This is a genomic window from Pseudomonas paraeruginosa PA7 (genome assembly GCF_000017205.1).
Taxonomy (GTDB): domain Bacteria; phylum Pseudomonadota; class Gammaproteobacteria; order Pseudomonadales; family Pseudomonadaceae; genus Pseudomonas; species Pseudomonas paraeruginosa.
In genome coordinates this window covers 3,789,927-3,816,364 of sequence record NC_009656.1, presented here as the reverse complement: position 1 = coordinate 3,816,364, position 26,438 = coordinate 3,789,927, and the positions used below count along the sequence as shown (strand labels likewise).

24 protein-coding genes are annotated in these 26,438 nt (G+C 66.9%); 10 read left to right on the top strand and 14 right to left on the bottom strand.

Annotated features, from left to right (window positions below; genetic code table 11):
* The first annotated feature begins 302 nt into the window (after nt 1-302).
* Both brnQ and PSPA7_RS17495 read left to right on the top strand, forming a co-directional pair.
* Nucleotides 303-1,616, top strand: coding sequence for a branched-chain amino acid transport system II carrier protein (gene brnQ, locus PSPA7_RS17500; protein WP_033998640.1), 1,314 nt, complete (start codon nt 303-305; stop codon nt 1,614-1,616).
* Between the two features lie 145 nt (nt 1,617-1,761).
* Nucleotides 1,762-2,526: a DUF599 domain-containing protein gene (locus tag PSPA7_RS17495; RefSeq protein WP_003149383.1), complete on the top strand. Its 765-nt coding sequence runs from the start codon at nt 1,762-1,764 to the stop codon at nt 2,524-2,526.
* 58 nt (nt 2,527-2,584) lie between these two features.
* Here PSPA7_RS17495 and PSPA7_RS17490 read toward each other — a convergent pair whose 3' ends face one another.
* Entirely contained in the window at nt 2,585-2,821 is a 237-nt protein-coding gene (locus PSPA7_RS17490; protein WP_003149385.1) for a hypothetical protein, read from the bottom strand.
* Between the two features lie 171 nt (nt 2,822-2,992).
* Here PSPA7_RS17490 and PSPA7_RS17485 point away from each other — a divergent pair, with 171 nt between their 5' ends.
* The 5 genes from PSPA7_RS17485 to PSPA7_RS17465 all read left to right on the top strand — a co-directional run bounded on the left by PSPA7_RS17485 (nt 2,993) and on the right by PSPA7_RS17465 (nt 7,988).
* Nucleotides 2,993-3,466 (top strand): PaaI family thioesterase, encoded by a 474-nt coding sequence (locus PSPA7_RS17485; protein ID WP_012076291.1) that lies wholly within the window; start codon nt 2,993-2,995, stop codon nt 3,464-3,466.
* Nucleotides 3,463-3,909 carry a PaaI family thioesterase gene (locus PSPA7_RS17480; protein WP_003149387.1) on the top strand — a complete coding sequence of 149 codons (447 nt, stop codon included), beginning with the start codon at nt 3,463-3,465 and terminating at the stop codon, nt 3,907-3,909. Before PSPA7_RS17485 ends, PSPA7_RS17480 begins: the two co-directional genes overlap by 4 nt.
* Before the next feature lie 36 nt (nt 3,910-3,945).
* Complete coding sequence (locus PSPA7_RS17475; RefSeq protein ID WP_012076290.1) at nt 3,946-5,175, top strand: biotin protein ligase-related protein; 1,230 nt, start codon at nt 3,946-3,948, stop codon at nt 5,173-5,175.
* Between the two features lie 115 nt (nt 5,176-5,290).
* A complete protein-coding gene (htpG, locus tag PSPA7_RS17470; protein ID WP_012076289.1) occupies nt 5,291-7,195 on the top strand; it encodes a molecular chaperone HtpG in 1,905 nt (634 codons plus the stop codon).
* Nucleotides 7,196-7,262: 67 nt separating this feature from the next.
* On the top strand, nt 7,263-7,988 hold the full coding sequence (locus tag PSPA7_RS17465) for a dienelactone hydrolase family protein (RefSeq protein ID WP_012076288.1): 726 nt from the start codon (nt 7,263-7,265) through the stop codon (nt 7,986-7,988).
* Between the two features lie 10 nt (nt 7,989-7,998).
* Here PSPA7_RS17465 and panB read toward each other — a convergent pair whose 3' ends face one another.
* The gene (gene panB / locus PSPA7_RS17460; RefSeq protein WP_012076287.1) at nt 7,999-8,820 is read right to left on the bottom strand and encodes a 3-methyl-2-oxobutanoate hydroxymethyltransferase; all 822 of its coding nucleotides are present in this window, start codon (nt 8,818-8,820) and stop codon (nt 7,999-8,001) included.
* 80 nt (nt 8,821-8,900) lie between these two features.
* On the opposite strand from panB, the gene PSPA7_RS17455 reads away from it, so the two are divergent.
* Entirely contained in the window at nt 8,901-9,683 is a 783-nt protein-coding gene (locus PSPA7_RS17455) for an AraC family transcriptional regulator (RefSeq protein ID WP_012076286.1), read from the top strand.
* 10 nt (nt 9,684-9,693) lie between these two features.
* Here PSPA7_RS17455 and PSPA7_RS17450 read toward each other — a convergent pair whose 3' ends face one another.
* From PSPA7_RS17450 to PSPA7_RS17430, 5 genes are all read right to left on the bottom strand, one after another.
* Nucleotides 9,694-10,995, bottom strand: coding sequence for a cytochrome c (locus PSPA7_RS17450; RefSeq protein WP_003149401.1), 1,302 nt, complete (start codon nt 10,993-10,995; stop codon nt 9,694-9,696).
* 49 nt (nt 10,996-11,044) lie between these two features.
* The gene (locus PSPA7_RS17445; RefSeq protein WP_012076285.1) at nt 11,045-13,291 is read right to left on the bottom strand and encodes a xanthine dehydrogenase family protein molybdopterin-binding subunit; all 2,247 of its coding nucleotides are present in this window, start codon (nt 13,289-13,291) and stop codon (nt 11,045-11,047) included.
* Nucleotides 13,288-13,779, bottom strand: a complete 492-nt coding sequence (locus PSPA7_RS17440; protein ID WP_003149402.1) for a (2Fe-2S)-binding protein — start codon at nt 13,777-13,779, stop codon at nt 13,288-13,290. The genes PSPA7_RS17445 and PSPA7_RS17440 overlap by 4 nt, the downstream gene beginning before the upstream one ends.
* A 205-nt stretch (nt 13,780-13,984) precedes the next feature.
* A complete protein-coding gene (locus PSPA7_RS17435; protein ID WP_012076284.1) occupies nt 13,985-14,407 on the bottom strand; it encodes a MarR family winged helix-turn-helix transcriptional regulator in 423 nt (140 codons plus the stop codon).
* A gap of 36 nt (nt 14,408-14,443) precedes the next feature.
* Nucleotides 14,444-15,349 (bottom strand): substrate-binding periplasmic protein, encoded by a 906-nt coding sequence (locus PSPA7_RS17430; protein ID WP_012076283.1) that lies wholly within the window; start codon nt 15,347-15,349, stop codon nt 14,444-14,446.
* On the opposite strand from PSPA7_RS17430, the gene PSPA7_RS17425 reads away from it, so the two are divergent.
* On the top strand, nt 15,348-16,382 hold the full coding sequence (locus PSPA7_RS17425) for an amidohydrolase family protein (protein ID WP_012076282.1): 1,035 nt from the start codon (nt 15,348-15,350) through the stop codon (nt 16,380-16,382). The two genes, PSPA7_RS17430 and PSPA7_RS17425, sit on opposite strands and share 2 nt — an antisense overlap.
* 69 nt (nt 16,383-16,451) lie before the next feature.
* Entirely contained in the window at nt 16,452-16,928 is a 477-nt protein-coding gene (locus PSPA7_RS17420) for a DUF3859 domain-containing protein (RefSeq protein ID WP_003149408.1), read from the top strand.
* A gap of 208 nt (nt 16,929-17,136) precedes the next feature.
* Here PSPA7_RS17420 and bosR read toward each other — a convergent pair whose 3' ends face one another.
* The 7 genes from bosR to PSPA7_RS17385 all read right to left on the bottom strand — a co-directional run bounded on the left by bosR (nt 17,137) and on the right by PSPA7_RS17385 (nt 26,377).
* Nucleotides 17,137-17,577: a biofilm oxidative stress transcriptional regulator BosR gene (bosR, locus tag PSPA7_RS17415; protein ID WP_012076281.1), complete on the bottom strand. Its 441-nt coding sequence runs from the start codon at nt 17,575-17,577 to the stop codon at nt 17,137-17,139.
* A gap of 100 nt (nt 17,578-17,677) precedes the next feature.
* Complete coding sequence (locus PSPA7_RS17410) at nt 17,678-19,303, bottom strand: methyl-accepting chemotaxis protein (protein ID WP_012076280.1); 1,626 nt, start codon at nt 19,301-19,303, stop codon at nt 17,678-17,680.
* A 150-nt stretch (nt 19,304-19,453) separates the two neighbouring features.
* On the bottom strand, nt 19,454-20,671 hold the full coding sequence (gene fabB, locus PSPA7_RS17405) for a beta-ketoacyl-ACP synthase I (protein ID WP_012076279.1): 1,218 nt from the start codon (nt 20,669-20,671) through the stop codon (nt 19,454-19,456).
* 11 nt (nt 20,672-20,682) lie between these two features.
* Nucleotides 20,683-21,198, bottom strand: coding sequence for a 3-hydroxyacyl-[acyl-carrier-protein] dehydratase FabA (gene fabA, locus PSPA7_RS17400; RefSeq protein ID WP_003087475.1), 516 nt, complete (start codon nt 21,196-21,198; stop codon nt 20,683-20,685).
* Nucleotides 21,199-21,386: 188 nt separating this feature from the next.
* Nucleotides 21,387-23,342, bottom strand: coding sequence for an ATP-binding protein (locus PSPA7_RS17395; RefSeq protein WP_012076278.1), 1,956 nt, complete (start codon nt 23,340-23,342; stop codon nt 21,387-21,389).
* A complete protein-coding gene (locus PSPA7_RS17390; protein ID WP_012076277.1) occupies nt 23,339-24,268 on the bottom strand; it encodes an ABC transporter substrate-binding protein in 930 nt (309 codons plus the stop codon). The genes PSPA7_RS17395 and PSPA7_RS17390 overlap by 4 nt, the downstream gene beginning before the upstream one ends.
* A complete protein-coding gene (locus PSPA7_RS17385; protein WP_012076276.1) occupies nt 24,269-26,377 on the bottom strand; it encodes a TonB-dependent receptor plug domain-containing protein in 2,109 nt (702 codons plus the stop codon).
* Nucleotides 26,378-26,438 lie beyond the last annotated feature (61 nt).

Sequence of the window (26,438 nt, the reverse complement as noted above, 5' to 3'; positions counted from 1 at the left end):
TTTTCCGACTTCCAGAACGAAGGCCACCGCCTCACAGCGGTGGCCTTCGTCGTTTTATCGTGTCCGTCGAACGGATGTCGTCGCGATGCGCTATCATTGCCAGCGGTTCTTGTCCGACAAAACCGTCGGACGCGCCATGCAATGCCTCGCAGGTCATCGCACCTGCAGCGATAACGCCACATGGCCCTCAAAAGGGGTCGGGCGGCTTGACCGGTCCTCCCCATCCGGAAGGACGATGTTTCCTAACACCCCCAAAGGGAAACCCCGAACAACCGAGACTTCTGCCAGTGGTACATCCTCCTATGACTCATTTGAAAGGGTTCGACCTGCTCGCCCTTGGCTTCATGACGTTCGCGCTTTTTCTTGGCGCGGGTAACATCATCTTTCCTCCGAGCGCCGGTATGGCGGCGGGCGAACATGTGTGGAGCGCGGCCTTCGGCTTCCTCCTCACCGGTGTCGGCCTGCCGTTGCTGACGGTGGTCGCCCTGGCTCGCGTCGGCGGCGGCATCGGCCGGCTGACCCAGCCGATCGGGCGGCGTGCGGGGGTGGCGTTCGCCATCGCCGTCTATCTCGCCATCGGTCCGCTGTTCGCCACGCCGCGTACGGCCGTGGTGTCCTTCGAGATGGGCGTCGCGCCCTTCACCGGGGATGGAGGCGCGCCGCTGCTCGTCTACACCGTCGCCTATTTCGCCGTGGTGCTGTTCCTCGTGCTGAACCCGGGCCGCCTCGTCGACCGGGTCGGCAAGGTCATCACGCCGGTGCTGCTGTCGGCCCTGCTGGTCCTTGGCGGCGCGGCGATCTTCGCGCCCGCGGGCGAGATCGGCAGCAGTTCGGGGGAATACCGGAGCGCGCCGCTGGTGCAGGGCTTCCTGCAAGGCTATCTGACCATGGATACGCTGGGCGCGCTGGTCTTCGGCATCGTCATCGCCACCGCCATCCGTGACCGTGGTATCAGCGACAGTCGCCTGGTCACCCGCTATTCGATGATCGCCGGCATGATCGCTGCGACCGGCCTGTCGCTGGTCTACCTTGCGCTCTTCTATCTCGGCGCCACCAGCCAGGGCATCGCCGGCGATGCGCAGAACGGCGTGCAGATACTCACCGCCTACGTACACCAGACCTTCGGCATTTCCGGCAGCCTGCTGCTGGCGGTGGTCATCACCCTGGCGTGCCTGACCACGGCGGTGGGGCTGATCACCGCCTGCGGCGAGTTCTTCAGCGAGCTGTTGCCGGTTTCCTACAAGGTGGTGGTGATCGTGTTCTCGCTGTTCAGCCTGCTGGTCGCCAACCAGGGGCTGACCCAGTTGATCAGCCTTTCGGTACCGGTTCTGGTAGGACTCTATCCGCTCGCCATCGTGCTGATCGCCCTGAGCCTGTTCGACCGTCTCTGGGTATCGGCTCCGCGGGTATTCGTGCCGGTGATGATCGTGGCATTGATCTTCGGCATCGTCGACGGGCTGGGGGCGGCCAAGCTGAACGGATGGGTGCCGGAGGTCTTCGCCAAGCTCCCGCTGGCCGGCCAGAGCCTGGGGTGGTTGCTGCCGGTATCCATTGCGCTCGTCCTGGCGGTCATCTGCGATCGACTGCTGGGCAAGCCACGCGAAGCGGTTGCCTGAGACCTCAGGCGTACGCGCCAAGGCCGCCTGCGGGCGGCCTTTTTCATGAGCCGACGAAAGTCGTGTCCTGGCCGGGGCGGGCGACGTCCCAACGGCGCGAAACAACGGCGGGGCGATTCCCGACCGGCTCACGGGGGAAGTTTTCATGACTGCCGAACTCGGCATCTTCAACGGGCACTTGCTGCAACACCTGCTGGCGGCGCTCTGGTTCCTGGTCTGCTGGGTGGGCTACACCCGCTATGCGACCTGGAAGGGGCGCGACACCGCCTGCCTGGCCAGCGTCCTGCATCTCTACCGGGAGGACTGGATGCGCCGGCTACTGCTGCGCGACAACCGCATCGCCGATGCCAGCGTGATTGGCAACCTGGAGCGCAATGCATCCTTCTTCGCCTCCAGCACCCTGATCATCCTCGCCGGCATTCTCACCCTGCTGGGTTCCACCGACCGCGCGGTCTCGGTTCTGGCCGACCTGCCGTTCGTCGAGGAGGCCAGTCGCGGCTTGTCCGAGCTGAAGCTGCTGTGCCTGGCGGTGGTCTTCGTCTACGCCTTCTTCACCTTCAGCTGGTGCATGCGCCAGTACAACTTCGCGGCGATCCTGGTCGGTTCGGCGCCGATGATCGGTGAGCGCAACGTCGGCGAGCTGGAGCGCAAGTCCTTCGCCGAGCGCGCGGCACGGGTGATCTCGCTGGCCGCCAACCAGTTCAACTTCGGCCTGCGTTCGTATTATTTCGGCCTGGCCATGCTCGCCTGGTTCATCAATTCCTGGTTCTTCATGCTGGTGACGACCGGCGTGGTGCTGGTTCTCTATCGCCGAGAATTCCATTCGGACGTGCTGGAAGTGATGGTCTACACCGCGACCGCCATTTCCGAAAGCCCACGGGAAGGCGAGGGCGAGGTGCCCAGGGGCTGAATCCCGGGCATGAAAAAGCCCGCTTGCGCGGGCTCTTTCAGGGTACGTCAACAAGAACTCATTGCTGGTTCTGTTGCGGTTGCTCCGGAGTCGGGGCCGGAGTCTGCGGGGTGGCCGGAGTGTCGCTCGACGGCGCCGGGGTGCTGGGCTCGGCAGGCGGAGTAGCCGGAGCGCTGGGCTGCTGCTCGGTAGCCGGAGCTGCCGGGGCGGCTGCCTTGTCTTCCTCTTTCTTGTCGCAGGCGGCCAGGCCAAGGCTGGCGGCGAGCAGCAGGGCAAGAGTTACGGTCTTTTTCATCGTTTAGCCTCCATGTGCGGCTTTCCTCGTTGTAGCCCTTTGAACATGGGCCGGGGCGTGAAGTTCCACACACTTCGATTATTTCGATCGATATGGCCGAAACCCCGGCTGCCGGGGCTTTGGTCGCAGGGTATGATTCGCCTTCGGAAAATTCCTAGCAAGGTTGCCGTCATGTCGGAAAACCCCCTCCTCGAGCGCGCCCGCCGCTTTCTCTCGGCCCTGCGCCACTGCCAGGTGCTGGGCGTGACGGTGGAGGCCGCGGATGAAAAAGGCCTGACCCTGCGCCTGCCGTACAGCCAGGCAATCATCGGCAATCCGGAAAGCGGGGTGATCCATGGCGGCGCTATCACCACCCTGATGGACACCACCTGTGGAATCTCCACGGTGTGCGTGCTGCCGGAATTCGAGATCTGCCCGACCCTCGACCTGCGCATCGACTACATGCACCCCGCCGAGCCGAACAAGGATGTCTATGGCTTCGCCGAGTGCTACCGGGTCACGCCGAATGTGATCTTCACCCGTGGCTTCGCCTACCAGGACGATCCCGGTCAGCCGATCGCCCATGTCGTCGGCGCGTTCATGCGCATGGGCGGCGTCGCCCGCGCCGGTAGCGCCAGGCCGGGTGCGCAGGGAGGTGCGGCATGAGCCCGGCCAGCCTCGAACAACTGGTCCGCGAAGCGCGGCAGAACAATGACTACAGCCCGCTGCTGGAGCTCATCCCCTACGCCAGGCTGATCGGCATCGAATGCCTGCGCCTGGGCGACGACATGGTCTTCCGCCTGCCGGCGAGCAAGGACAACATCGGCAACCCGACCCTGCCGGCGATCCATGGCGGGGTCATCGCCGGTTTCATGGAGCACGCGGCGATGCTGCACCTGCTGACTTTCATGAGCATGCCGCACCTGCCGAAGATCATCGACTTTTCCATCGATTACCTGCGCGCCGGGCACTTCCGCGATACCTACGCGCAATGCCAGGTCTGGCGCCAGGGGCGGCGGGTGGCGAATGTCGCGATCACTGCCTGGCAGAGCACCCAGAGCGAGCCGATCGCCACTGCGCGGGCGCACTTCAAGGTGGACGAGCCGTGAGCGGCGCGTCGCGCCGCCGGGCCTGAGGAAATCGCGATGGATGCTTTGCTGATACTGGGCGGCCTGCTGCTGATGGTCGCCGGCTATATCTGGGTCATCGTCCTGGCCTTCGGCACCGGCCTGCTGTGGGGCTACGGCAGCCTACTGCCGCCGGTGACGCTGGCCTACATCGGTGTGCACTGGCGCACCGCGCGCAAGGGCGTGGGGCTCGCCGCGCTGGGCTGTATCCCGCTGGTGGTCGGCCTGGCCCTGCTGGCCAACCACGACGCCGCGCGGCTGGAGGCTATCCTCAGCCTGCGCTGGCTGAAGCCGGAAGCCAAGCCGCCGGCGGAACTGGCCATAGTCCTGCGCGGCGAGTTCAACGGGCGACCGTTCATGCCGCAGAGCGGCGAACTGATCGATGGCGTGCTCAGCCTGCGCCAGGGCCATGACTTTTATGCCCAGCGCGAGTTGCAGATCCGCCTGCCGGCCCAGCCGACCGGTCCGCTGCGCCTGGATGTGCTGCCGGAGGACGGCGGGGCGCTACCGGAAATCGAACTGAGCTGGCTGCTGCCGGAACAGGACCTGCCCGAAGCCCGTCGCCTCGCCCGGGGCTACACCTTGCACCTGGACCTCGAGCCAAAGGCGCCGAACCGCCTGGCGGGGGAGTTCCACCTGAGCCTGCCGAGCGACTACCGCACCACCCTCAGCGGTCATCTCGAACTGTATACCGACCGCCTGCGCTACCGTTACGGCAAGGTCGACCTCGGCTACGACTCCGACGATACCGTGGCGCTGGTCCTGCGCGATTACCTGCAACGACGCTTCGCCAATCGCGATGTCAGCCTCGTCCGGGCCCCCTCCTGGCGCGCGGCCAGCCGTGCCCGTCCGCTGCGCGTCGAGGCGCTGGTGGGCGGCCGGAGCGAGGTCCTGGAGCTGACGCTGGAGCGGAACGCCCGTCGGGAATGGGCGGTACGCGGCGACGACTTCGCCGAACTGCCGGCGGAGCAGGCGCCAGCGCTCCTGGTCGCTGCGCCCGAACCGCAGGTGCCGCCGGCGCCGCGCAACGCGGAGCTGGACCTGGAGACGGTGCAGGTCGAGCCCGAGCGCTATCGCCAGCGCCTGGTCAAGGCCACCACCTTGCGCGGACGAATCGCCGAGGGCCGCTTCACCGGCCTCGACGGCGAGGGACGGCTGGTGATCCGCCGGGAAATGCCCGGGGCGGGGGAGGCGAGCTACCTGTTGCGTCCGGCGGAGATCGCCCGTCTCGAGCTGCTCGAGCGCTAGGGGCGGCAGGCGCGAACGGTTTTTTTGCATAAGCGCTTGAAAATCCGGGAGAAGGCCCCACCTAGGGGACATCCGCCGTGGTACGCGGCTTATGTCATTGATGGAGCTTGGAGCGATGAGCGTGGAAACCCAAAAAGAGACACTGGGCTTTCAGACTGAAGTGAAGCAGCTGCTTCACCTGATGATTCATTCTCTCTATTCGAACAAGGAAATCTTCCTCCGCGAGCTGATTTCCAACGCTTCGGACGCCGCCGACAAGTTGCGTTTCGAAGCCCTGGCCAATCCCGAGCTGCTCGAGGGCGGCGCCGAGCTGAAGATCCGCGTCAGCTTCGACAAGGAGGCCAATACCGTCACCCTGGAAGACAACGGCATCGGCATGAGCCGCGAGGATGTGGTGACCCACCTGGGCACCATCGCCAAGTCCGGGACCGCCGACTTCCTGAAGAACCTCTCCGGCGACCAGAAGAAGGACTCGCACCTGATCGGCCAGTTCGGCGTCGGCTTCTACAGCGCCTTCATCGTCGCCGACAAGGTCGATGTCTACTCCCGTCGCGCCGGCCAGCCGGCCAGCGAAGGCGTGCACTGGTCGTCCAAGGGCGAGGGCGAGTTCGACGTCGCCACCATCGACAAGCCCGAGCGCGGCACCCGTATCGTCCTCCACCTGAAGAAGGGCGAGGAGGAGTTCGCCGATGGCTGGCGCCTGCGCAACGTGATCAAGAAATACTCCGATCACATCGCCCTGCCGATCGAGCTGCCCAAGGAGTTCCATGGCGAAGAGGCCGAAAAGCCCGCCGAGCCGGAATGGGAAACGGTCAACCGTGCCAGCGCGCTGTGGACCCGTCCGCGCGCCGAGGTGAAGGACGAGGAATACCAGGAGTTCTACAAGCATGTCGCCCATGACTTCGAGAACCCGCTGAGCTGGAGCCACAACAAGGTCGAAGGCAAGCTGGAATACACCTCGCTGCTCTACGTGCCGGGCCGCGCGCCGTTCGACCTGTACCATCGCGAAGCGCCGCGTGGCTTGAAGCTGTACGTGCAGCGGGTGTTCATCATGGACCAGGCCGACGAGTTCCTGCCGCTGTACCTGCGCTTCATCAAGGGCGTGGTCGACTCCAACGACCTGTCGCTGAACGTCTCCCGGGAAATCCTGCAGAAGGATCCGGTGATCGACTCGATGAAGTCGGCGCTGACCAAGCGCGTGCTGGACATGCTGGAGAAGCTGGCGAAGAACGAGCCGGAGCAGTACAAGACCTTCTGGAAGAACTTCGGCCAGGTCCTCAAGGAAGGCCCGGCGGAAGACTTCGGCAACAAGGAGAAGATCGCCGGCCTGCTGCGCTTCGCCTCCACCGGCGGCGACTCGGGCGAGCAGAGCGTAGCGCTGGCCGACTACATCGGCCGGATGAAGGAAGGCCAGGACAAGATCTACTACCTCACCGGCGAGAGCTATTCGCAGGTGAAGAACAGCCCGCACCTGGAAGTGTTCCGCAAGAAAGGCATCGAAGTGCTGCTGCTCACCGATCGCATCGACGAATGGCTGATGAGCTACCTGCCGGACTTCGATGGCAAGTCGTTCGTCGATGTCGCCCGCGGTGACCTGGACCTCGGCAGCCTGGACTCGGAAGAGGACAAGAAGGCCCAGGAAGAGGTCGCCAAGAGCAAGGAAGGCCTGATCGAACGCCTGAAGAAGGTGCTCGACGAGCAGGCCAGCGAAGTGCGCGTGTCCCATCGCCTGACCGACTCGCCGGCGATCCTCGCCATCGGCGAGCAGGACCTCGGCCTGCAGATGCGGCAGATCCTAGAGGCCAGCGGGCAGAAGGTGCCGGAGTCGAAGCCGATCTTCGAGATCAACCCGCAGCATCCGCTGATCGAGAAGCTGGATGCGGAGCCGGACGAGGACCGCTTCGGCGAGCTGTCGCATATCCTCTTCGACCAGGCCGCCCTGGCCGCGGGAGACAGCCTCAAGGACCCGGGCGCCTATGTACGCCGACTGAACAAGCTGCTGGTGGAGCTGTCCGCTTAAGCAGTAGCCCCGACAAAGCCCGCTTCGGCGGGCTTTGTCTTTTCCAACTCTCGCAGGAGCAGTAGCCATGAGTGAGATTCGTGTAGAGCCGGTCGCCTACGACATCGATGGGCAGCCGTACGAAGGTCAACTGGTATACGACGCCAGCCACGCGGGGCCGCGTCCGGGCCTGCTGATGGCGCCGAACTGGATGGGCGTGAGCGCCGGCGCGCTGGAGATTGCCCGGCAGGTCGCCGGGCGAGGCCGCGTGGTGCTGGTGGCGGACCTCTACGGCAGGGACGTGCGTCCGCAGAACGGCGACGAGGCGGGCGCGGCGATGATGCCGCTGAAGAACGACCGCGCCTTGCTGCGCAAGCGCATGCAGGCGGCGCTGGCAGCCCTGCGCGGACAGAAGCTCGCGGCTGTCGATGCGACCCGCCAGGCCGCCTTCGGTTTCTGCTTCGGCGGTTGCTGCGCGCTGGAGCTGGCGCGCGACGGCGCCGAGCTGAAGGCCTTCGTCTCCTTCCATGGCACCCTGGACACGCCGGACCCGGCGGATGCCAGGAACATCAAGGGCGCGGTCCTGGTGCTCGACGGCGCCTCCGATCCGCTGGTGCCGCGCGAGCAGTTGCCGGCCTTCGCCAGGGAGATGTCCGATGCCGGCGTCGACTGGCAGCTCACCAGCTATGGTGGCGCGGTGCATTCCTTCACCGACCCGCATGCCAAGGTGCCGGGCAAGATGCACTATGACGCCAGGACCTCCCGCCGTGCCTTCCAGGCGATGGACGACCTGCTGGCGGAAGTCTTCGCCTGAGACCGACGACCTACTCGCGCATGGCGAAGCAGTGCCGGGCCTCGGGGAAGCGCCGTTCGCGCACGTCCTCGGCGAAGCGCCGGGCCGCTTCGGCGATTTCCCGGTCGAGCCGCGCGTAGCGTTCGACGAAGCGCGGTACCTGCTCGCCGCTGAGCCCGAGCAGGTCCTCGCTGACCAGCACCTGGCCATCGCAGGCCGGCGAGGCGCCGATGCCGATGCAGGGAATCGCCAGTTCCTCGCTCAGGCGGCGTGCCAGCGGTTCGCCGACGCCTTCGATGACCACCGCGAAAGCGCCGCCGCGTTGCATGGCGAGGCCGTCGCGGCGCACCCGTTCGGCGCTTTCCGGATCGCGGCCCTGGGCCTTGAAGCCGCCCATGGTGTTGACCCGCTGCGGCATCAAGCCGATATGGGCGAGCACCGGTACGCCGCGGCGTACGAGAAAGTCCACGGTTTCCTCCAGCTCTTCGCCACCTTCCAGCTTCACCGCCTGGGCGCCGCTCTCCGCCAGCAGGCGTGCGGCGTTGCGAAAGGCCTGGCGGGGCGACTCCTGGTAGCTGGCGAAGGGCATGTCGGCCACCACGCAAGCCCGCTGGCTGCCGCGCACGACCGCCAGGGTGTGGGCGATCATCATCTCCAGGCTCACGCCCAGCGTGCTGGGCATGCCGTAGAGCACCATGCCCAGCGAATCGCCGACCAGCAGCAGGTCGGCATGCGGGTCGAGCAGGCGCGCCATGGGCGTGCTGTAGGCGGTCAAGACGACCAGACTGCCAGCGCCCTTGCGGTGCTGCAGGTCGGGGACGGACAGGCGGTGTTGCGGGCGATGGCTGCTCATGCGGCGGCTCCGGTTTGTCTGCGGGGAGCGACACGCTACCATCGACGGCGCACCGCTCACTCGACGGATGGGGACAACCGATGCCGCAAATGGGACAAGAACGCGACCTGCCGGGGTTCCGCAGCCTGCCGTGCGCGGTCTATCTGCGCGCCTTCGAGATGCCCGCCGGCCATCGGGTAGCGATGCACGAGCATCCCTGGGGCCAGTTGATGTACGCCGCCAGCGGTATCTTGCGCGCCAGTACCGAACGCCGCAGCTACCTGGTGCCGACGCAGCACGCGCTATGGATCCCTGCGGGCGTCCGGCATGCCGCAGAAGCCTGCAACACCGTGTTGTTCCGCAGCCTGTACCTGGACCACGCGTTGCCCGGCGCCTGCCGGGTGCTGGAGGTCTCCGGCCTGCTGCGCGAATTGCTGACGCGGGCGGCGGAGTTTCCCCGCGAGTATCCGCCGGGTGGCGAGGCGGAGCGGCTGATGCAGGTGGTCGCCGACGAGATCGGTCGCCTGCGCGAGGCGCCGCTGACCCTGCCGCTGCCCGTCGATCCGCGCTTGCGTCGGATCACCGACGCACTGCAGGCGGACCCGGCCGATTCGCGCGGCATCGAGGATTGGGCGGGACTGGTGGGGGCTTCCCGACGGACCCTGGCGCGGCTGTTCCGCGAGCAGACCCAGTTGTCGTTTCGCGAGTGGCGCCAGCGCCTGCGTCTGCTCAACGCGGTCGCCGCGCTGGAGGAGGGTGCCAGCGTGACGCGGGTGGCCAGCGACCTTGGCTACGACTCCACCTCGGCGTTCATCAGCCTGTTCCAGCGTCATTTCGGCCAGACCCCTGGTTGCTTCGCCCGCTCCTTGCGCTTGCCCGGCTGAGCCGCATGCTTCAGGGTGCCGCCTGTTGGCGCAGGCTTGCCGTCTTGGCAGCGAGGTCCGGCCAGGCGGGCTTGCCGGCGAAGCGCTCGCGCAGGTAGTTGGCCAGCGTGGCGACCTGCTGGTCGTCGAGGCTGTGGCGGAAACCGGGCATGTAGCCGAGGTCGCCGGTGGCCGGGCTGTGGATGCCGTCGAGGATGATCCGCAGCAGGTTGTCCGGGCTGTCCGCGTGCACGTTGCTGTTCAGCGCGAGGGATGGCCGTACGCCGAAGAAGCGCGGACTGTCGCCGTCGTGGTGGCAGGCCAGGCAGGCGCCGGCGAACAGCCGTGCGCCGTTGCCGCTGGGCGGTTGCAGGCGGCCGTAACTCTGCTGGTTGAGGCGCAGGGCCTGCTGCTGGTCGGTTTCCCGGGCTGGCGCCGCGGCGTAGGACGCCAGGTAGTGGGCGAGGGCGCGCAGGTCTTCGTCCGACTGCCGCGCCAGGCCTTCGCCGACCACCGGCGCCATCGGCCCGCTGGCGACCCCGTGATAGGCCGAATAACCATGGCGGAAGTACGCATGGAGGGCTGCTTCGCTCCAGGCGATGGGCGCCGGCGAGCTGGCGCTCAACGCGGGTGCCGTCCAGCCTTCCGCCTCGCCGCCGGCGAAGTGCTCGCTGCCGCTCCTTTCCGCGCCCAGCGCGTTGCGCGGCGAGTGGCAGGCGCCGCAGTGGCCGAGCCCTTCCGCCAGGTAGGCGCCACGGTTCCACTGCTGGTTGCGCATCGGCTCGTCGCGATAGGCGCCGGGCTCGAGGAACAGCAGGTTCCAGCCGGCCATCAGCAGGCGCTGGTCGAAGGGGAACGGCATCTGGTTGGCGGGCGTTTCGCTGTACACCGCCGGCTGGCTCATCAGGTAGGCGTACAGGGCCTTCAGGTCTTCGTCGCGAGTCCTGGTGAAGGCGGTGTAAGGGAACGCCGGGTACAGGTAGCTGCCATCGCGGGCCACGCCATGCCGCATGGCCCGCTCGAAGGCGGGATAGGACCAGCCGCCGATGCCGCTCGCGCGATCCGGCGTGAGATTGCTGCTGTAGATCGTCCCGAACGGCGTCGGCAAGGCCCGTCCACCGGCGTTGCGCGGACCGCCTTCGCGGGTATGGCAGACCGCGCAGTCGCCGAGGGCGGCGAGGCGTTCGCCGCGGGCGATCTGCTCGGTGCTGAACGGGCCGGGCGCGCCGTCCAGCGGTGCGATGGCCGGTTGCCAGGCGTAGCCGAGGGCGATGGCGGCGAGCACGACGAGGCTGCCGGTGGCCCAGAGGCCGATACGTGTTGCCTTCTTCATCTGTCAGTCATCCACTGCGCGGGGCGCCGTGGCGCCCCGGGGAAAAGGATCAGGCCTGCGTCCTGCGCAGCGCCGCGAGTACGCGTTCCGGCGTGAACGGCACCTGTCGCAGGCGCGCCCCGGTAGCGTCGAAGATCGCATTGGCGATGGCCGCGGCGCTGGGTACCGAGGCCGACTCGCCAGCGCCCATCGGCGGTTGTTCGGGACGGTCGAGCAACAGCACGTCGATTTCCGGCAGTTCGGGGAAGCCGAGGATCGGGTAGCCGCCCCATTCCAGACTGGTGACGCCGCGCCGGTCGAAGGTGGCGAACTCCTTGAGCACCCGGCTGGTGGACTGGATCACGTTGCCATGGACCTGGTGCCTGACCCCCTCGGGATTGACCATCTGCCCGCAGTCGTGGGCCACCCAGACCTTGGCGACGCGCACCGCGCCGTTTTCCGGGTTCACCTCGACGTCGGCGATCCAGGCGGCCCAGGCGGCACCGAAACCGGGGAACTTGCTGTGGAAGTAGCGTGCGTAGGCGAAGCCGCGACCTTTCAGTACATCGCCCTCGCGAGGCGCCGGATTGGGCGAGGTGCGCGGTTGCCAGCCGGCGCGCGCGACCAGGGCGTCGATCAGCGCCAGGGCGCGCTCGTCGTCCAGGTAGCGACGGCGGAAGGCGATCGGGTCGACGCCGGCCAGGTGCGCCAGTTCGTCGGCGTAGGACTCGTGGGCGAACACGTTCGGCAGCGCCGAAACGCCGCGCATCCAGGAAGCGCGGACGATGGGGGCCGCGTCGTTGGCCACCACCCGCATCCGCGGGTAGCGGTATTGCGGGATTGCGGTGCGGTCACCCATGTCGGCCACCTGTGGCGTGGCCGGGATCCGCCCGGTGAGGAGCAGGGCCAGGGTCGGCGCGCCGTTGGAGGGATAGCAGGTGGCGAAGTCGTAGGCCGCCACCTGGCCCTGTTCGTCGAGCCCGCCGCGAACCTCGATCAGTTGCGCGGTGCCCTTGGGTTCCCAGCCATGCTCCTGCTCGCGCATCAGTTGTACCCGTACCGGCCGTCCCACCGCCTGCGCCAGCAGCACGGCGTCGGCGCTGACGTCGTCGGCGCCGTTGCGTCCGTAGCAGCCGGCGGCCTCCATGCGGATCACTTCGATTTCCCCGGCATCGCGCCGGAGCAGCCTGGCCAGGTCGGTGCGCAGGTCGTGTGGATTCTGCGTGCCGGACCAGACGCGAACGCGTCGCGCATCGACCTCGGCGAGGGCGCAGGACGGACCGATGGAGGCATGCAACTGGTAGGGCCAGACATAGGTGGCCGACAGGGGCCGGGCGACGCCCGCGAGGTGGTGGTCGAGACTGGGCGAGTCGTGCAGCGTGCGTGGTTTCTTCGGGTGCTGGCGAAGGGACTCCTCGAGCCGGTCGGGGTCAAGCGGCGGCAGCCCCTGCCAGTCCTTCCAGCGCACCTCGAGCTGGCGCGCGGCGCGGATCGCCTGCTCCTCGCGCTCGCAGACCACGCCGACGAAGTCACCGATCACGACCACCTTGACCAGTCCCGGCAGTCCGGCGAGCGAGCTTTCGTCCACCGCCAGCAGGCCGCTGCCGAGCGGGGCGCCGACATCCGCGCCGGTATAGGGCGGACGCACCACTCGCCCATGCAGCATGCCGGGCAGGCGCATGTCGTGGACATAGGTCAGTTGGCCGGTCAGCTTCGCCGGGATATCCACCCGGCGCACCGGCTTGCCGACCAGGCGGTATTCGCTGCGCGGCTTGAGCGGCGCCTTGCCGTCGATGTTCAGGTTGAAGCGCTGGCCTTGCAGCAACTCGCCGTAGCCGATCCGGCGCTGCGGATCGGCGGCGGCGAAGACCTGGCCGTTTTCGCTGCGCAGGCTGTCCGGATGCACCGGGAAATGGCTTCCGGCCTGGCGCAGGAGGAAGCGCCGGGCTTCGGCGGCGGCCTGGCGCAGCGGCACGGCGCTGACCTGGATGCTGGCGCTGGCGATGGTCGGCCCCTGGTTCGGCGTGCGACTGGTATCGCCGAGGATCATCTCGACCTGGTCGAACGCGACGTCCAGTTCCTCGGCGACGATCTGCGCCAGTGCCGTGCGGATACCGGTACCGAGGTCGACGTGACCGCAGAAGGCGCTGACCTTGCCGTCCGCGGCGATGGCGATGAACGAGTCGACCTGGTCCAGCGGCAGGTCGGTGGCGCCCTGCTCGGCGAGGGCGAGCAGCGGGGCGGGCAGGTTGACGGTGACCAGCAGCAGGCCGCCGGCCTTGAGGAAGCCGCGTCGCGAGGGATTGGCCAGGCTCATGCCGGGTGCTCCTCCTGGCGGTCCTTCAGGCGTTCTGCGGCACGCCGGACGGCCTTGAGAATCTCCACATGGGTGCCGCAGCGACACAGGTTGTAGGCCAATTCCTGGCGGATCTCGCCGTCGCTGGGATCCGGGTTGCGATCCAGCAACGCCTTGGCGGTCATCAGCATGCCGTTGATGCAGTAGCCGCACTGGGCGGCCTGTTCGTCGATGAAGGCCTGTTGCAGCGGATGGGGATGGGCGGCGTCGCCGAGTCCCTCGAGGGTAACCACCCGGCGGCCGACGGCGGCCTCCACCGGGGTGATGCAGGAGCGGGTGGCGACGCCGTCCATCAGCACGGTGCAGGCGCCACACTCGCCGAGGCCGCAGCCGAACTTGGGACCGTTCAGTTGCAGGTCGTTGCGCAGGACATAGAGCAGGGGGGTATCGGGGGCGACATCGAGGCGCAGGGACTGACCGTTGACGGTCAGGGCAAGGGCATCGCTCATGGCGGTTTCTCCCCATGCCGGGGGCATGGCTGTTCATCAGGCGGATATCCCGTCGGCCGTGCCTGGTAGCGTGCGGCTATGCGGGAATTTGTTTGTATACAAACATGCTATGGACGCCCGCGGCGAACTGTCAATGGCAGGCGGCTACGACGAAAGGCGCAGGTTCGATCGGCGAAGCGCGGAGAAAAGACACGCCGGAATGGCGTCAGAGCAGGCGAGCGAGCAAGGCGCGCAGGGTTTCCTGTTCTTGCGGGGAAAGAGGCGCCAGGGCCTGCCGGTTGATCTCGCGGGCGGCCGCCAGGCCGGCCTCGAGTTCGGCGCGCCCGGCAGGACTGAGACTGACCAGCAGGCGGCGACCGTCGTCCGGATCGGCGCTGCGCAGAATCAGCCCGCGCTTGTCCAGGCGCTCGACGACGCCCTTGATGGTCGCGGCATCCATGGCGGTGAGCCGGCCCAACTGGTTCTGCGGACAGGGGCCGGTCTCGCCGAGGCGGACCAGGGCGGCCCACTGGGTCGGCGTCAGACCGTTGCCGATGCCGCTGGCGAACAGGGCCGCATAGCGCTGGTTGGCCTGGCGCAGGATGAAGCCGAACTGGTCGTCGAGGCGGTATGGCGCGGTACGGGACATGCTGGGCGTCGGTGGTGAGGTGAGGCCTATTCTAGCTCATGGACGGTACCAGAGTTCCTTGCGCTGAAAGGGAGTTTTCTTAGGAAGATAAGGATTTTCCAGTTCGATGATTCTTCGATTCTGTAAGGCAAGCTTGCCCAGCAATGTCTTGAAATGGCGCTCGAACAAGCGCTCGAAGCTGCCGTCATCGATGGCTTTCTCCAGCCCCTGACGGATGGCGTCGGCCAGTTCCGGGCGCTGGCGGGACACGAAGAAATAGAAGGCGGCGGGATAGTGCAGGACCACATGCTCGTCGATCGCCAGGTGCAGCCCGGCGCGGGAAGCGTCTTCCAGCTCGCCGTCGACCACCACCACCTCGCGGGGGAATACCTCGAAACGGCCGGCGTCGAGCATGCGGAACAGGCTCTCGTAGTTCTGGCTGGTCTTCACCTCCAGGCCGTTGGCGCGCAGGATCGCGGTGTCGGCCCAGTCCTGGCGCTGGCCGAAGCGGAAACGACGGAGATCATCCAGGCTTCGCACGGGCGCCAGGAGTTCCTTGTGAGCGGTGCTGACCAGGGGGAGGCGCCAGCCGATCAGGCCGCGATAGATCGGAATCCTGACCGGCAGGAGGGCGTCTTCCAGGTCGTCGCGGGTCTGCGCCCACATCACCTGCAGGCTCGGGTCGTCCTGCTCCAGGCGCAGTTGCGCGCGCGATTGCGGCATGGGTTGCGGGCTGGGCTCCAGACGGTAGTCGCCGCCGCTCCTGGCCAGGGCCAGCTGCAGCAGTTCGACGACATAGGGTTCGGGATTGCGTCCTTCGGAGTGACGCGGATAGACCAGCCGTTCACCGGCCCCGGCGTGCCACGCCAGCAAGGCGAGCAACAGGACGAACCAGCGTTGCGGCGAACCCCGGCCGAGCGGCGACGGTCTATGTTCACTCAGGCCTATCAGGAGGAATGCCATGGCTGGCTCCCGTTCGCGTGCCCTGTTCTCGACATTGTTCGCCCTGTCCCTGGTGGCGTCCACGACCCTTGCCAGGGATTATCGCTACAGCGACGCCCATGTGCACTATGTGGATTTCTTCCAGGAAAGCGAAGGCATGCCGCGCTTGCTGGCGGCGATGGACAAGGGCCGGGTCGAACACGTCATGCTCAGTGGCATCGCGGTCGCCAAGAAATGGCACGAGGACGAGCCTAAGCGACCGCGCTACTACGCTGGCGACGATGCCGGTGCCTACTGGTACAGCGCCACCGACGTGATCGTGGCGGCGGCGGTGAAGTCCTTGCCTGCCGAGCAACGGCGGCGCGTGCATCCGTTCCTGACCGGTTTCAATCCGACCGACAAGAACGCCGACGCCCACATTCGCCGCATGCTGGAGCTGGACCCGGGGCTCTGGCAGGGCATCGGCGAGGTCTTCACCCGCCACGACGACCTCACCGCGCTCACCTATGGCGATGTCCCGCGGGCCAACAACGAGGCTCTGGCGCGGGTCTACCACCTGGCCGCGGAGTTCGACCTGCCGGTCCTGCTGCATGCCAACGTGACCTCCAAGCGCGAGCGCAACCCGCTGTACCTGGCGGAAATCGAGGAGCCCCTGCGCAACCATCCACATGTACGCTTCATCTGGGCCCACGCCGGGACCAGCATGGAGATCCATCGCCACCAGAAGAAACTGGATTTCCTCCTGCCGACCCTGGGCCGCTTGCTCGAGCGCTACCCGAACCTGTACATCGACCTGTCCTGGTCGGTGTTGCGCCCGTACCTGCTGGACAAGCAGGGCAAGCCCGACCCGCAGTGGCTGGCGCTGGTCGAGCGGTTCCCGCAGCGCTTCATGCTCGGCTCCGACGTGGTCGGCCAGTTCGACAGCCTGCCCGGGCTGATGACGAGCTTCGACCCGTTCCTCGACGCCTTGCCCGAGTCGGTCGCCCGCCAGGTGGCGCGGGACAATTTCCTCGCGGTGCTGCCGCGCCAGCCGGCCGATCCGCGAGGCGAATAACCCGGATCGGTCATCAGTCTGTCATGCCGGTGTCATAGGCTCGCGGCCAGCCCCATCCAGGAGTGAGTCATGTCCTTCATGCGTTCTTGCATCAGTCGTTCCGTCTTCCTGCTCGGCGCCGGCGTCGCCGCGGCGGCGCAGGCCGAGGTGCGTATCGACGGCCCCATCGAGTACGGCGTGTTCGAAAGCCGCTACCAGGATTTCCAGCCCGGCGAGCGGGTGCTGACCCGCAGCGAGCAGAACATCCAGCGGACCACCGAAGTCCCGGCCAAGCTTGGCACCAAGTTCGGCATGCGTTATCAGCTCAGCGGCAAGCAGGAAGGCGATACGCCTTTGACGCTGCTCTACCTCACCCCGGGCGTGGTCACTCCGGATGGCCAGCGGCATGACAGGTTCGAAGTGGTGCAGAAGCTGGTGCCGGGCGCGCCGACCGATGTCATGGCCTACGAATTCACCGAGCCGCACGAGGTGGTGAAGGGCGAGTGGCGACTGATGGTGTTCCAGGGCGACCGCCTGCTGGCGGAAAAGACCTTCGACGTGCGCTGAGCGCGCGCCGGGCGAAGTGTTCGTTTTCTTGCGCTGACTGCGCTGTAGTGTGGAGTATCGGCGGATGACACCGGCAACGTTGTTCGCCCTGACCGACAGGCGCCAGCGGCCGGTTACCAGCTTGCCCCGGGGCGAATGACCGCCCGCGTTGTCCGCCGTTTTCGACGGAGTGCTCGCGGATGCCGAAGTTAGCCTGTTCGTCCGTCGATCAGTCCCTGCTGACCCGGGTATCTTCCGCGGCGAGCGGACTGCCGTCGCCGGCGCGTACCTGCAGGCGCGGCACCGGCTGGCCGCCGTCGCGCTCGACGAGGCGGACGTGGGACTCGTCCGGGGCGAAGAAGTAATCCTCGCCCCATTGTCGAATCGCCACCAGCAGGGGGAAGAGCGCGCGTCCCTTGTCGGTCAGTAGGTATTCCTGGTGACTGCCGCTTTCGGCCGGGACCGCCACCATCACGCCGTGTTCCACCAGGTTGCGCAGGCGCGCCGCGAGGATGTTCCGGGCCAGGCCGAGGCTTTTCTGGAATTCGCCGAAGCGCGTCAGACCTTCGAAGGCATCGCGCACGATGAGCATCGACCAGCCGTCGCCGATCACGTCCAGCGGACGGGCGACTGGACAACTGGCTTGCTTGTGGCTGGTGCGCTTGACCATCTTGGCGGCTCCGGTGGGGATCGGGTTCCATGGTAAAACCCGGGCTCCACGGCGGGCAACCGGAGGAAGTGCGCCGCCGTGAGGCGGCGCACCATGCCGTTCAGACGACGAAGCGGGTGACCATGTTGTTCAGGTCGATGGCCAGTTGCGACAGTTCCTGGCTGGCGGCGGCGGTCTGGTTGGAGCCGGCGGAAGTCTGCAGCGAGATGTCGCGAATGTTCACCAGGTTGCGGTCGACCTCGCGGGCAACCTGGGCCTGTTGCTCGGAAGCGCTGGCGATCACCAGGGTGCGTTCGTTGATCTGGCCGACCCGTTCGGCGATCTCGTTCAGCGCCAGGCCGGCGGCCTCGGCGATCTCCAGCATGTTGCGGGCGCGCACGCTGCTGCTGTCCATGGCGCCCACCGCGGCACCGGTGCCGTCCTGGATATTGGCGATCATCTGCTCGATCTCGCGGGTCGATTCCTGGGTCCGGTGGGCGAGGGCGCGGACCTCGTCGGCGACCACGGCGAAACCGCGGCCCTGCTCGCCGGCGCGTGCCGCCTCGATGGCGGCGTTGAGCGCCAGGAGGTTGGTCTGCTCGGCGATGCCGCGGATCACGTCGAGAACCTTGGAGATGTCCTGGGCCTTCTCCGCCAGGCCGCCGACCAGTGCCGAGGTGTTGTCCACCTCCTCGCTCATCAGGCGGATCGCCTGGACGGTCTCCAGTACGCGCTGGCGGCCGTTCTGCGCCGACTGCTCGGAGGCGGACGAGGCGTCCGAGGTGGAGCTGGCGTTGCGCGCGACCTCCTCGACCGCGGCGGTCATCTCGTTGACCGCGGTGGCGGCCATCTGGATCTCGTCGTTCTGCTGGGTCAGCGAGCGATTGCCCTGCTCGGTGACCGCGCTCAGTTCCTCGGCGGCGGAGGCCAGCTGGGTCGCCGAGCTGCCGATCTGCTGGATGGTCTGGCGCAGTTGCGCCTGCATGCCCTGCAGGGCGACCAGCAGCTTGGCCGGCTCGTCGCGACCGCTGGTGTCGATACGGCTGGTGAGGTCGCCCGAGGCGATCACTTCGGCGACCCGCAGCGCTTCGCCGAGCGGACGGGTGATGCTGCGGGTGAACAACCAGGCCAGCAGCACGGTGCCCAGGCCGGCGACCAGCAACACGCCGATCACCGCCGCGAAGGCGTTGTCGTAGACCTCGTCCGAGGTCTTGCTGGCCTGGCTGGCGCCCTTGGCGTTGAAGTCGATCAGCGCCTGCAGTTGCTGTTGGGTGGCGCGGTACTGGTCGAGCAGGGTGGTTTCGGTGTACTGGCGGGTTTCTTCCAGCGGTTTGCCGCGCGACATCTGCACCAGTGTCTGCTGGCTCTGCAACAGTGTCTGCCGGGCGGCCAGGTAGCGCTCGTAGATCGAGCGTTCCTCGGCGCCGGTGATCAGGCGCTGGTAGGCGCCTTCCCGATCGGCCAGTTCCTTGCCGATCTCCGTCATGCGGCTTTCCAGGAAGCGCTTGGCGCTATCGTCCGCGGCCAGTACATGGGCCAGCTGAACCTGCCGCAGTTCGGCCAGCAGGACGTTGATCTCGCCGCTCTCGCGCACGCTCGGCAGCCAGCTGTCGCTGATGTCGGAGGAAGCTTCGTTGAGCGAGCCCATTCGGTTCAGGGAAAAGATCCCGGTGATGACCAGCAACAGGGTGATGAGGGCGAAACTCAGGGCGGCACGGGTCGCGATGGGCATACTGCGCAAAGACATGGTGGCGTGTTCCAGGGGGCAGGGGGGGACAGGGCTGTTCAGGCTATCGGCAGGCAAGACGGGAGGTTTAGGCCGTTCATGCGATTTGGCAGGCGAAACGCCGGGCACAAAAAAGCGCCCCGGAGGGCGCTTCATGCGGCGATGGCGGGATCAGCCCTGCCAGCGCTTGAGGACCAGGGTGGCATTGGTGCCGCCGAAGCCGAAGCTGTTGCTCATGACGGTATCCAGCCTGGCGTTCTCGCGGGTCTCGCGGAGGATCGGCAGGTCGGCCACTTCCGGATCGAGTTCGTCGATGTTGGCGGAGCCGGCGATGAAGCCGCCTTCCATCATCAGCAGGCAGTAGATCGCCTCGTGAACGCCGGCGGCGCCCAGCGAGTGGCCGGACAGGCTCTTGGTCGAACTGATGGCCGGGGCCTTGTCGCCGAACACTTCGCGTACGCCGCGGATCTCGGCGACGTCGCCGACCGGGGTGGAGGTGCCGTGGGTGTTCAGGTAGTCGATCGGCGCGTCGACGGTGGCCAGTGCCTGTTGCATGCAGCGGATCGCGCCTTCGCCGCTCGGGGCGACCATGTCGTAGCCATCGGAGGTGGCGCCGTAGCCGACGATTTCGGCGTAGATCTTGGCGCCGCGCTTGAGCGCGTGCTCCAGTTCCTCGACCACCACCATGCCGCCGCCGCCGGCGATGACGAAGCCGTCACGCTTGGCGTCATAGGCGCGCGAAGCCTTTTCCGGGGTGTCGTTGTACTGGGTGGAAAGCGCCCCCATGGCGTCGAACAGGCAGCTCTGGCTCCAGTGTTCCTCTTCGCCGCCGCCGGCGAAGACCACGTCCTGCTTGCCCAGCTGGATCTGTTCCATGGCCTGGCCGATGCAGTGCGCGCTGGTGGCGCAGGCGGAGGAAATCGAGTAGTTGACGCCCTTGATCTGGAACGGGGTGGCCAGGCAGGCCGATACGGTGCTGCCCATGGTGCGGGTCACGCGGTATGGGCCGATGCGCTTGACGCCCTTTTCGCGCAGGGTGTCGATGGCTTCCATCTGGTTCAGGGTGGAAGCGCCGCCGGAGCCGGCGATCAGGCCGGTACGGGGGTTGGAAATCTGTTCCGGAGTCAGGCCGGAGTCCTTGATCGCCTGTTCCATCGCCAGGTAGGCGTAGGCGGCGGCATCGCCCATGAAGCGGAATACCTTGCGATCGATCAGTTCTTCGAGGTTCAGGTCGACCGAGCCGGAAACATGGCTGCGCAGGCCCATCTCGGCATAGGACGGATTGAAGCGAATGCCGGGCCGACCCGCACGGAGGTTGGCGGAAACGGTGTCTTTGTCATTGCCGAGGCAGGAAACGATGCCCAGACCGGTGATAACGACGCGACGCATGCGGATAACCCTTAGAAGCTGTCAGTGGAGGTGAACAGGCCGACGCGGAGGCCTTCGGCACTGTAGATTTCGCGGCCATCGACGCTGACGGTGCCGTCGGCGATGGCCAGGACCAGCGAACGATTGATCGTGCGCTTGATATGAATGTTATACGTGACCTTCTTCGCTGTCGGCAGAACCTGACCGAAGAACTTCACTTCGCCCGACCCCAGGGCGCGACCGCGGCCCGGATTGCCCTGCCAACCCAGGTAGAAGCCGACCAACTGCCACATGGCGTCCAGGCCCAGGCAGCCGGGCATGACCGGATCGCCTTCGAAGTGGCAGGCGAAGAACCACAGGTCGGGGTTGATATCCAGCTCGGCGACCAGTTCGCCCTTGCCATACTTGCCGCCGACATCGCTGATGTGGACGATGCGATCGATCATCAGCATGTTGGGGGCGGGAAGTTGCGCGTTACCCGGGCCGAACAGCTCGCCGCGACTGCAGCGCAGCAGGTCTTCTCGGGTGAAGGCGTGTTGTTTGGTCATGCGAGCTCCTCAAAAATCCCTGAACTGCAGGGTTGTGGCGGTTCGTCCAGCGGCCGTCGCGCCGGGTTATTGTATCGGCGTCGGGGCGGCAGCCTAGTCATAGACTGTTGCGTTGCGGTGAAAGTCACAGTGTCCGGCGAACAGATGTTCACTTTATTCCCGCGTCCGCTTGCCGCCCTTGTCGCAGATCAGTCCGGCTCCGCCCCTCCGCTGGCGTTCGATGCCCTGGAGAGGTCCGGCTGCGAGCCGATCCAGCGTTGCAGTATGCGTTGCAATTCCGCCCGTTTGAATGGTTTGGCCAGGTAATCGTTCATTCCCGCGTGCAGGCAGTTCTCCCGATCGCCCTGCAGGGCGTTGGCGGTCAACGCGATGATCGGTACCTGGCGGCCGTTTTCCTGGGCCCTGATCTCGCGCGTCGCCGCATAGCCATCCAGCACCGGCAGCCGGCAGTCCATCAGGATCGCGTCGTACTGCTGGCGTTCGGCGTGGCGCACCGCCTGGATGCCGTCGGCGACCAGGGTGACGCGATAGCCGAGGCTGCGCAACATGGCTTCTATGACTGTCTGATTCACCGGATTGTCCTCCACCAGGAGGATTTCCTGACCGGCGGCGACCGGGCTGGCGCCACCGCTGGCCTGCTGCGGGTGCGGCAGGGACTGCTGGAAGGGCAACGGGATCTCCAGGGTGAAGGTCGAGCCGCAGCCTTCCTTGCTTTGCGCCTGCAGGGTGCCGCCCATCCGCTCCGCCAGGGTCCGGGCGATGGCCAGGCCGAGGCCGGTGCCGCCGTAGCGGCGGGAGATCGAGGAGTCGGCCTGCTGGAACGCGTCGAACATGTGTTCCAGGCGTTCCGGCGAAATGCCGATGCCGCTGTCGTGCACCGCGCAGGTCAGCCACAGCACCTCGTGATCCAGAGCCTGCCATTCCAGGCTGAGGTGGATGGAGCCTTCCTCGGTGAATTTCAGCGCATTGCCCAGCAGATTCACCAGGATCTGTCGGATCCGGGTCGGGTCGCCGCGCACCTCCAGATGCTCCAGGCCGGCCTGGATCTGCAGCTCCAGGGCCAGGCCTCGTTGCTGGGCGCTGTGCTGGAACACCAGGGCCGAGCCCTGCACCAGTTCCAGCAGGTTGAAGGGGATGCATTCCAGTTCCAGGGCGCCGCGTTCGATGCGGGAAAAATCGAGGATGTCGTTGATGACCTTCAGCAGATGCTCGGTGGACTCGGTGGCCAGCGCGGTGTATTCCGCCTGTTCGCGAGTCTGCTCGGTGGTTTCCAGCAGTTGCAGCATGCCCAGCACGCCGTTCATCGGGGTGCGCAGTTCATGGCTCATCATCGCCAGGAAGTCGGATTTCGCCCGGTTCGCCTGCTCCGCCTCCTCGCGGGCGCTGATCAACTGGCCGATCGCCTGCTCCTGCTCCCGGCTGGCGCGGTCCAGCCCGCTGGCGAGGTTGTTGATGTGGCGCGCCAGGTCGCCGATCTCGCCGTCGTCGAGGATCGGCAGGCTGGTCTTGTAGTCGCCGCTCTGGATCGCCTCCACCGCCTGGCCCATGGTGCTGATCGGCGCCGACAGACGCTGCGCCAGGCGACGGGCGACGAGGAAGGTGAGGATCAGGGCGAAGGCGGCGAGCAGGCCGGCCTTGAGAAGGATTTCCTGCTGGCGCTGGCTGAAGGCGTCGTTGGACATCCCGACCACCACCCGGCCCAGGTAGTCTTCGCCCGGCAGGCCGTCACCGTCGTTGGCGCTGTCCAGCAGCGGATCGCTGGCCAGGGCGATGCGCTGGCGCTGGATGGTCGAATGGAAGATGTCGATCGGCGCGGCGTTCTGCAGTGCGCCGGGCAACTGCTCGACATACACGAGGATGTTGTCGTTGCGGTCGCGCACCTCGATGAAGCGCACATGCGGGGTGTCGAGGGTAGCCTGCAGGAGCTTCTGCAGGACCGGTGTGTTGCCGGCGATCACGCCGTACTCGGCGGCAGGCGCCAGCTGGTCGGCGATCAACTGGCCGGTATGGGTCAGTTCCTGGCGCAGGTCCTGCAGGCGCGAGTAGGTGAAGTAGGCGGTGAGCAACAGGGTCAGCAGCAGTGCCGGCCCCAGGCTGATCGCCAGCATGCGGGTACGGATGTCCCAGCCGTGGCGCTGGCTCATGGTTCTTCTCCTTCGGCGAGGCGCCGGCCCAGTTCGGCGTCGCTGGCCAGATCGATGCCCAGGGAGCGGGCGACCTGCCGATTGCCGAGCACCTTGAAGTGCCCGGGGTAGAGGCTGGGAGGCCAGCGTCGGGGGGGCTGGCCGAGCAGTTCGTCGAGGGTGTCCAGCCAGTCCTCCTGGTCGCTGTAGCTGCTCGCCAGGCTGCCGGCCTTGACGAACGCGGCCGTGGGGCCGAGCAGCGCGCGATTCTTGGCATAGCTGCCGAGCAGCAGGCTCTTGATGCTCTGCGAGTTGTACAGCTGTTTGTCGTCGATGCCGAGCAGCAGGTCACTATTGCCGAGGAGGAACTGCAGCGGGCGAGGATCGTCGTTGCCGCTGCTGCTGGCGACGAACAGTTGCAGGCCCTGGCTGCGCGCCTCGCGCCTGAGCTCTTCGAGAAGAAACTCGCTGTCCTTGCCGTAGAGCACGCCGATGCGCTGTATGCCCGGCAGGATCAGGCGCGCCAGGCGCAGCTGGCGCGCCGCCGGCGGATCGCTCCAGAGTACGCAGAGGCCCTCCACGCTGTGCCCGCGACGGTCGTTGGCTGCGGGCAGCAGGCGTTGGCCGTCGACCCGGCTGAGCAGCAAGGCCAGGGTCGGCGGCGCCTGCCGCTGGCGCAGGCGCCAGGCCAGCGCTTCCGGGCCGAGCAGGAGCAGGCGGGTGTCGCTGGCGAAGGCGCTGCCGTCCGGCAAGGCGGCCGGCGTGCGCAGTTCGACCCGGTCCTGCGGCCGGCGCTGCGCCAGGGCGTCGCGAAAGGCGCCCAGCGCGGCACCCTGGTTGGCGCTGACGAGGATCAGCTGTGCCGCCTCGCTGGCGTGGGTGAAAGCGCAGAGCAGGAGCACGAGCAGAATCGAGAGCAGCCGGCGGGGATGACGGAGGCGCCGCATCTAGAACGTCACCTCGGCGCTGAAATAGAGCAGGTGGCGGCTGTCGTAGCGGTTGTCGGGGAGGGTCAGCGGTTCGTCGTCGAGGCGCTGCTGCAGCACTCCGGACAGTTCCAGGGCAGCCTTGCCCAGGGGGATGCGCTTGGCCAGGCGCAGGTCGATGCGTTCGAAGCGGTGACCGTTCAACGAGTCGTCGCCGTAGTAGAAAAGGGCGCTGGACCAGCCCCGTCCCCAATCGCGCATCCAGCCGGCAGAGCCGCCGTGGCGTGCGGTCAGGCGTCGGTCGTAGCGGCTGGTGGCGTCGTAGTCGAGGTAGGCATAGGTGGCGCGCAGGCGGTCGCGCAGGCCCAGGCGCCAGTCCAGCTGGCCTTCGGCGCCGGCGAAGCGGATGCGGTCGCCGTTGTCCGGGCTGAAGTCGACCACGCTCAGCGGATCGCTGATGAGACCGGTGATCTCCTCGTGGAACAGGCGTACGTCCACGGCCACCCCGGCTTCGCGGAAGAAGCCGTTGTAGCCCAGCTCCCGCGAGCGGGTATGCTCCTTGCCTAGGTCGCCGGGGCCGTGCGCACTGGCGAAATAGTAGGCTTCGCTCTGTCCGTAGGGGGCGGGGGTCAGGTGGCGGACCCGGTAGCGCCAGTCCACGTCGTTCTCGTACATCCCCGGCGAACGCACCGCCTCCGAGTACACCGCGCGCAGGCTGTGCTGCGGGTTGATCAGGTAGTTGACGGCCAGCCTGGGGCTGAACGAGCTGCCTGAGCCCTGGACGTCCTCGAGCATGCCGCCGCCCTGCAGCAGCCAATGCTCGCCGGCGTGCCACTCGACCTGACTGAACAGGCGCCAGATCTGGCTGCTGACCTTGCCGCCATAAAAGGTCTCGGAGCGCGCCTGGTCGTAGCGGTAGCTCAGGCCGTTGAGCAGGCGCAGGTTGTCGCCGAGGCTGAGGGTGTCCTGCAGCTCCAGGTCATAGCGGCTCTCGCGGATGTTCCGGTCGACGCGGCCGCAGACCGGTTGCAGACCGCCACTGTTCAACTGCTCGAGGACTTTCGTCGCCAGTCGCTGCTCCTCGGCGCTGCCGGGCGGCAGTCGCGAGGGGTCGTCGCCGAACTGCCGCAGGTAACCCGGATTCAGTTCCCAGAGCCGGGCCAGTTCGGGGCTGAAGGCGATGGCCGCCTCGCAGGCGTTCCACTCCTGCTGGCGTTCCCAGTGCTGCGCGTAGCCTTGTATATAGAAGCTGTGGCGCGGGTCGAGATCGACGTTCCAGCGCAGCGAGCCGGCGTAGTCGTGGGCCAGGGTGTCGGAATTGTCGACGTTGTCGGGAACCCGGGGGAACGGCGAGTGGTAGGCATAGGGATGCTGGTTCGAACCTTCCTTGGCCGCCAGTTGCCACTCCAGGCTCTGGTTCGGTGCCAGGCTGTGGCTGGCGTTGAGGTTGAAGCGGCTGAGCCGGCGGCCGTCGCGCAGGGACTGGCCGTCGTGGGCGTGATCGAAGCCGTCGTCTTCCTGGCCGGACAGCGACAGGCGGAAATCGCTGTCCTCCAGGGCGATGCTCTGGCTGGCGTACCAGTCGCGGATGCCGCGCTGGCCGGCGGTGTACTTCAGGCGCGTGCCGGGCGACTCGCCGGGCGCGCGGGTGATGATGTTGATCACTCCCATCAGCGCGTTGGCGCCGTAGCTGACGGTGTTCGGCCCGCGGAACACCTCGATCCGCTCGATATCCTCCAGCGCCACCGGCAAGTCGCTCCAGTCGACGCTGGCCAGGCCCGGACGGTACACCGAGCGGCCGTCGATCAAAACCTGCAGGCGGCGGGCGCCGGACATGCTGGTACCGTGGTAGTTGACCGTCGGCTGGTTGCCCGACAGGTAGCCGACCATCATGCCCGGCACCAGGCGCATCAGCTCCGGGATGTCGCGGGCGCCGCTGGCGACGATCAGCTCGCGGTCGAGCACGCTGATGCTGCCGGGTACTTCCGCCGGGGACTGTTTCAGCCGCGTCGCGGTCAATACCTCGGGAACGCCGCTGGGGTCGTTGAACAGGTCGGCGGCCAGCGCCTTGCCGCCGAACAGCAAGGCGACCAGGGTCAGGGGAACGGGAGCACGCGAAGCGATGGGCACGGAACGACCTTGTTCTCGGTAGGTATTGTCGGCCCGGGCATGGTAAACGAGGCGCGGGCTT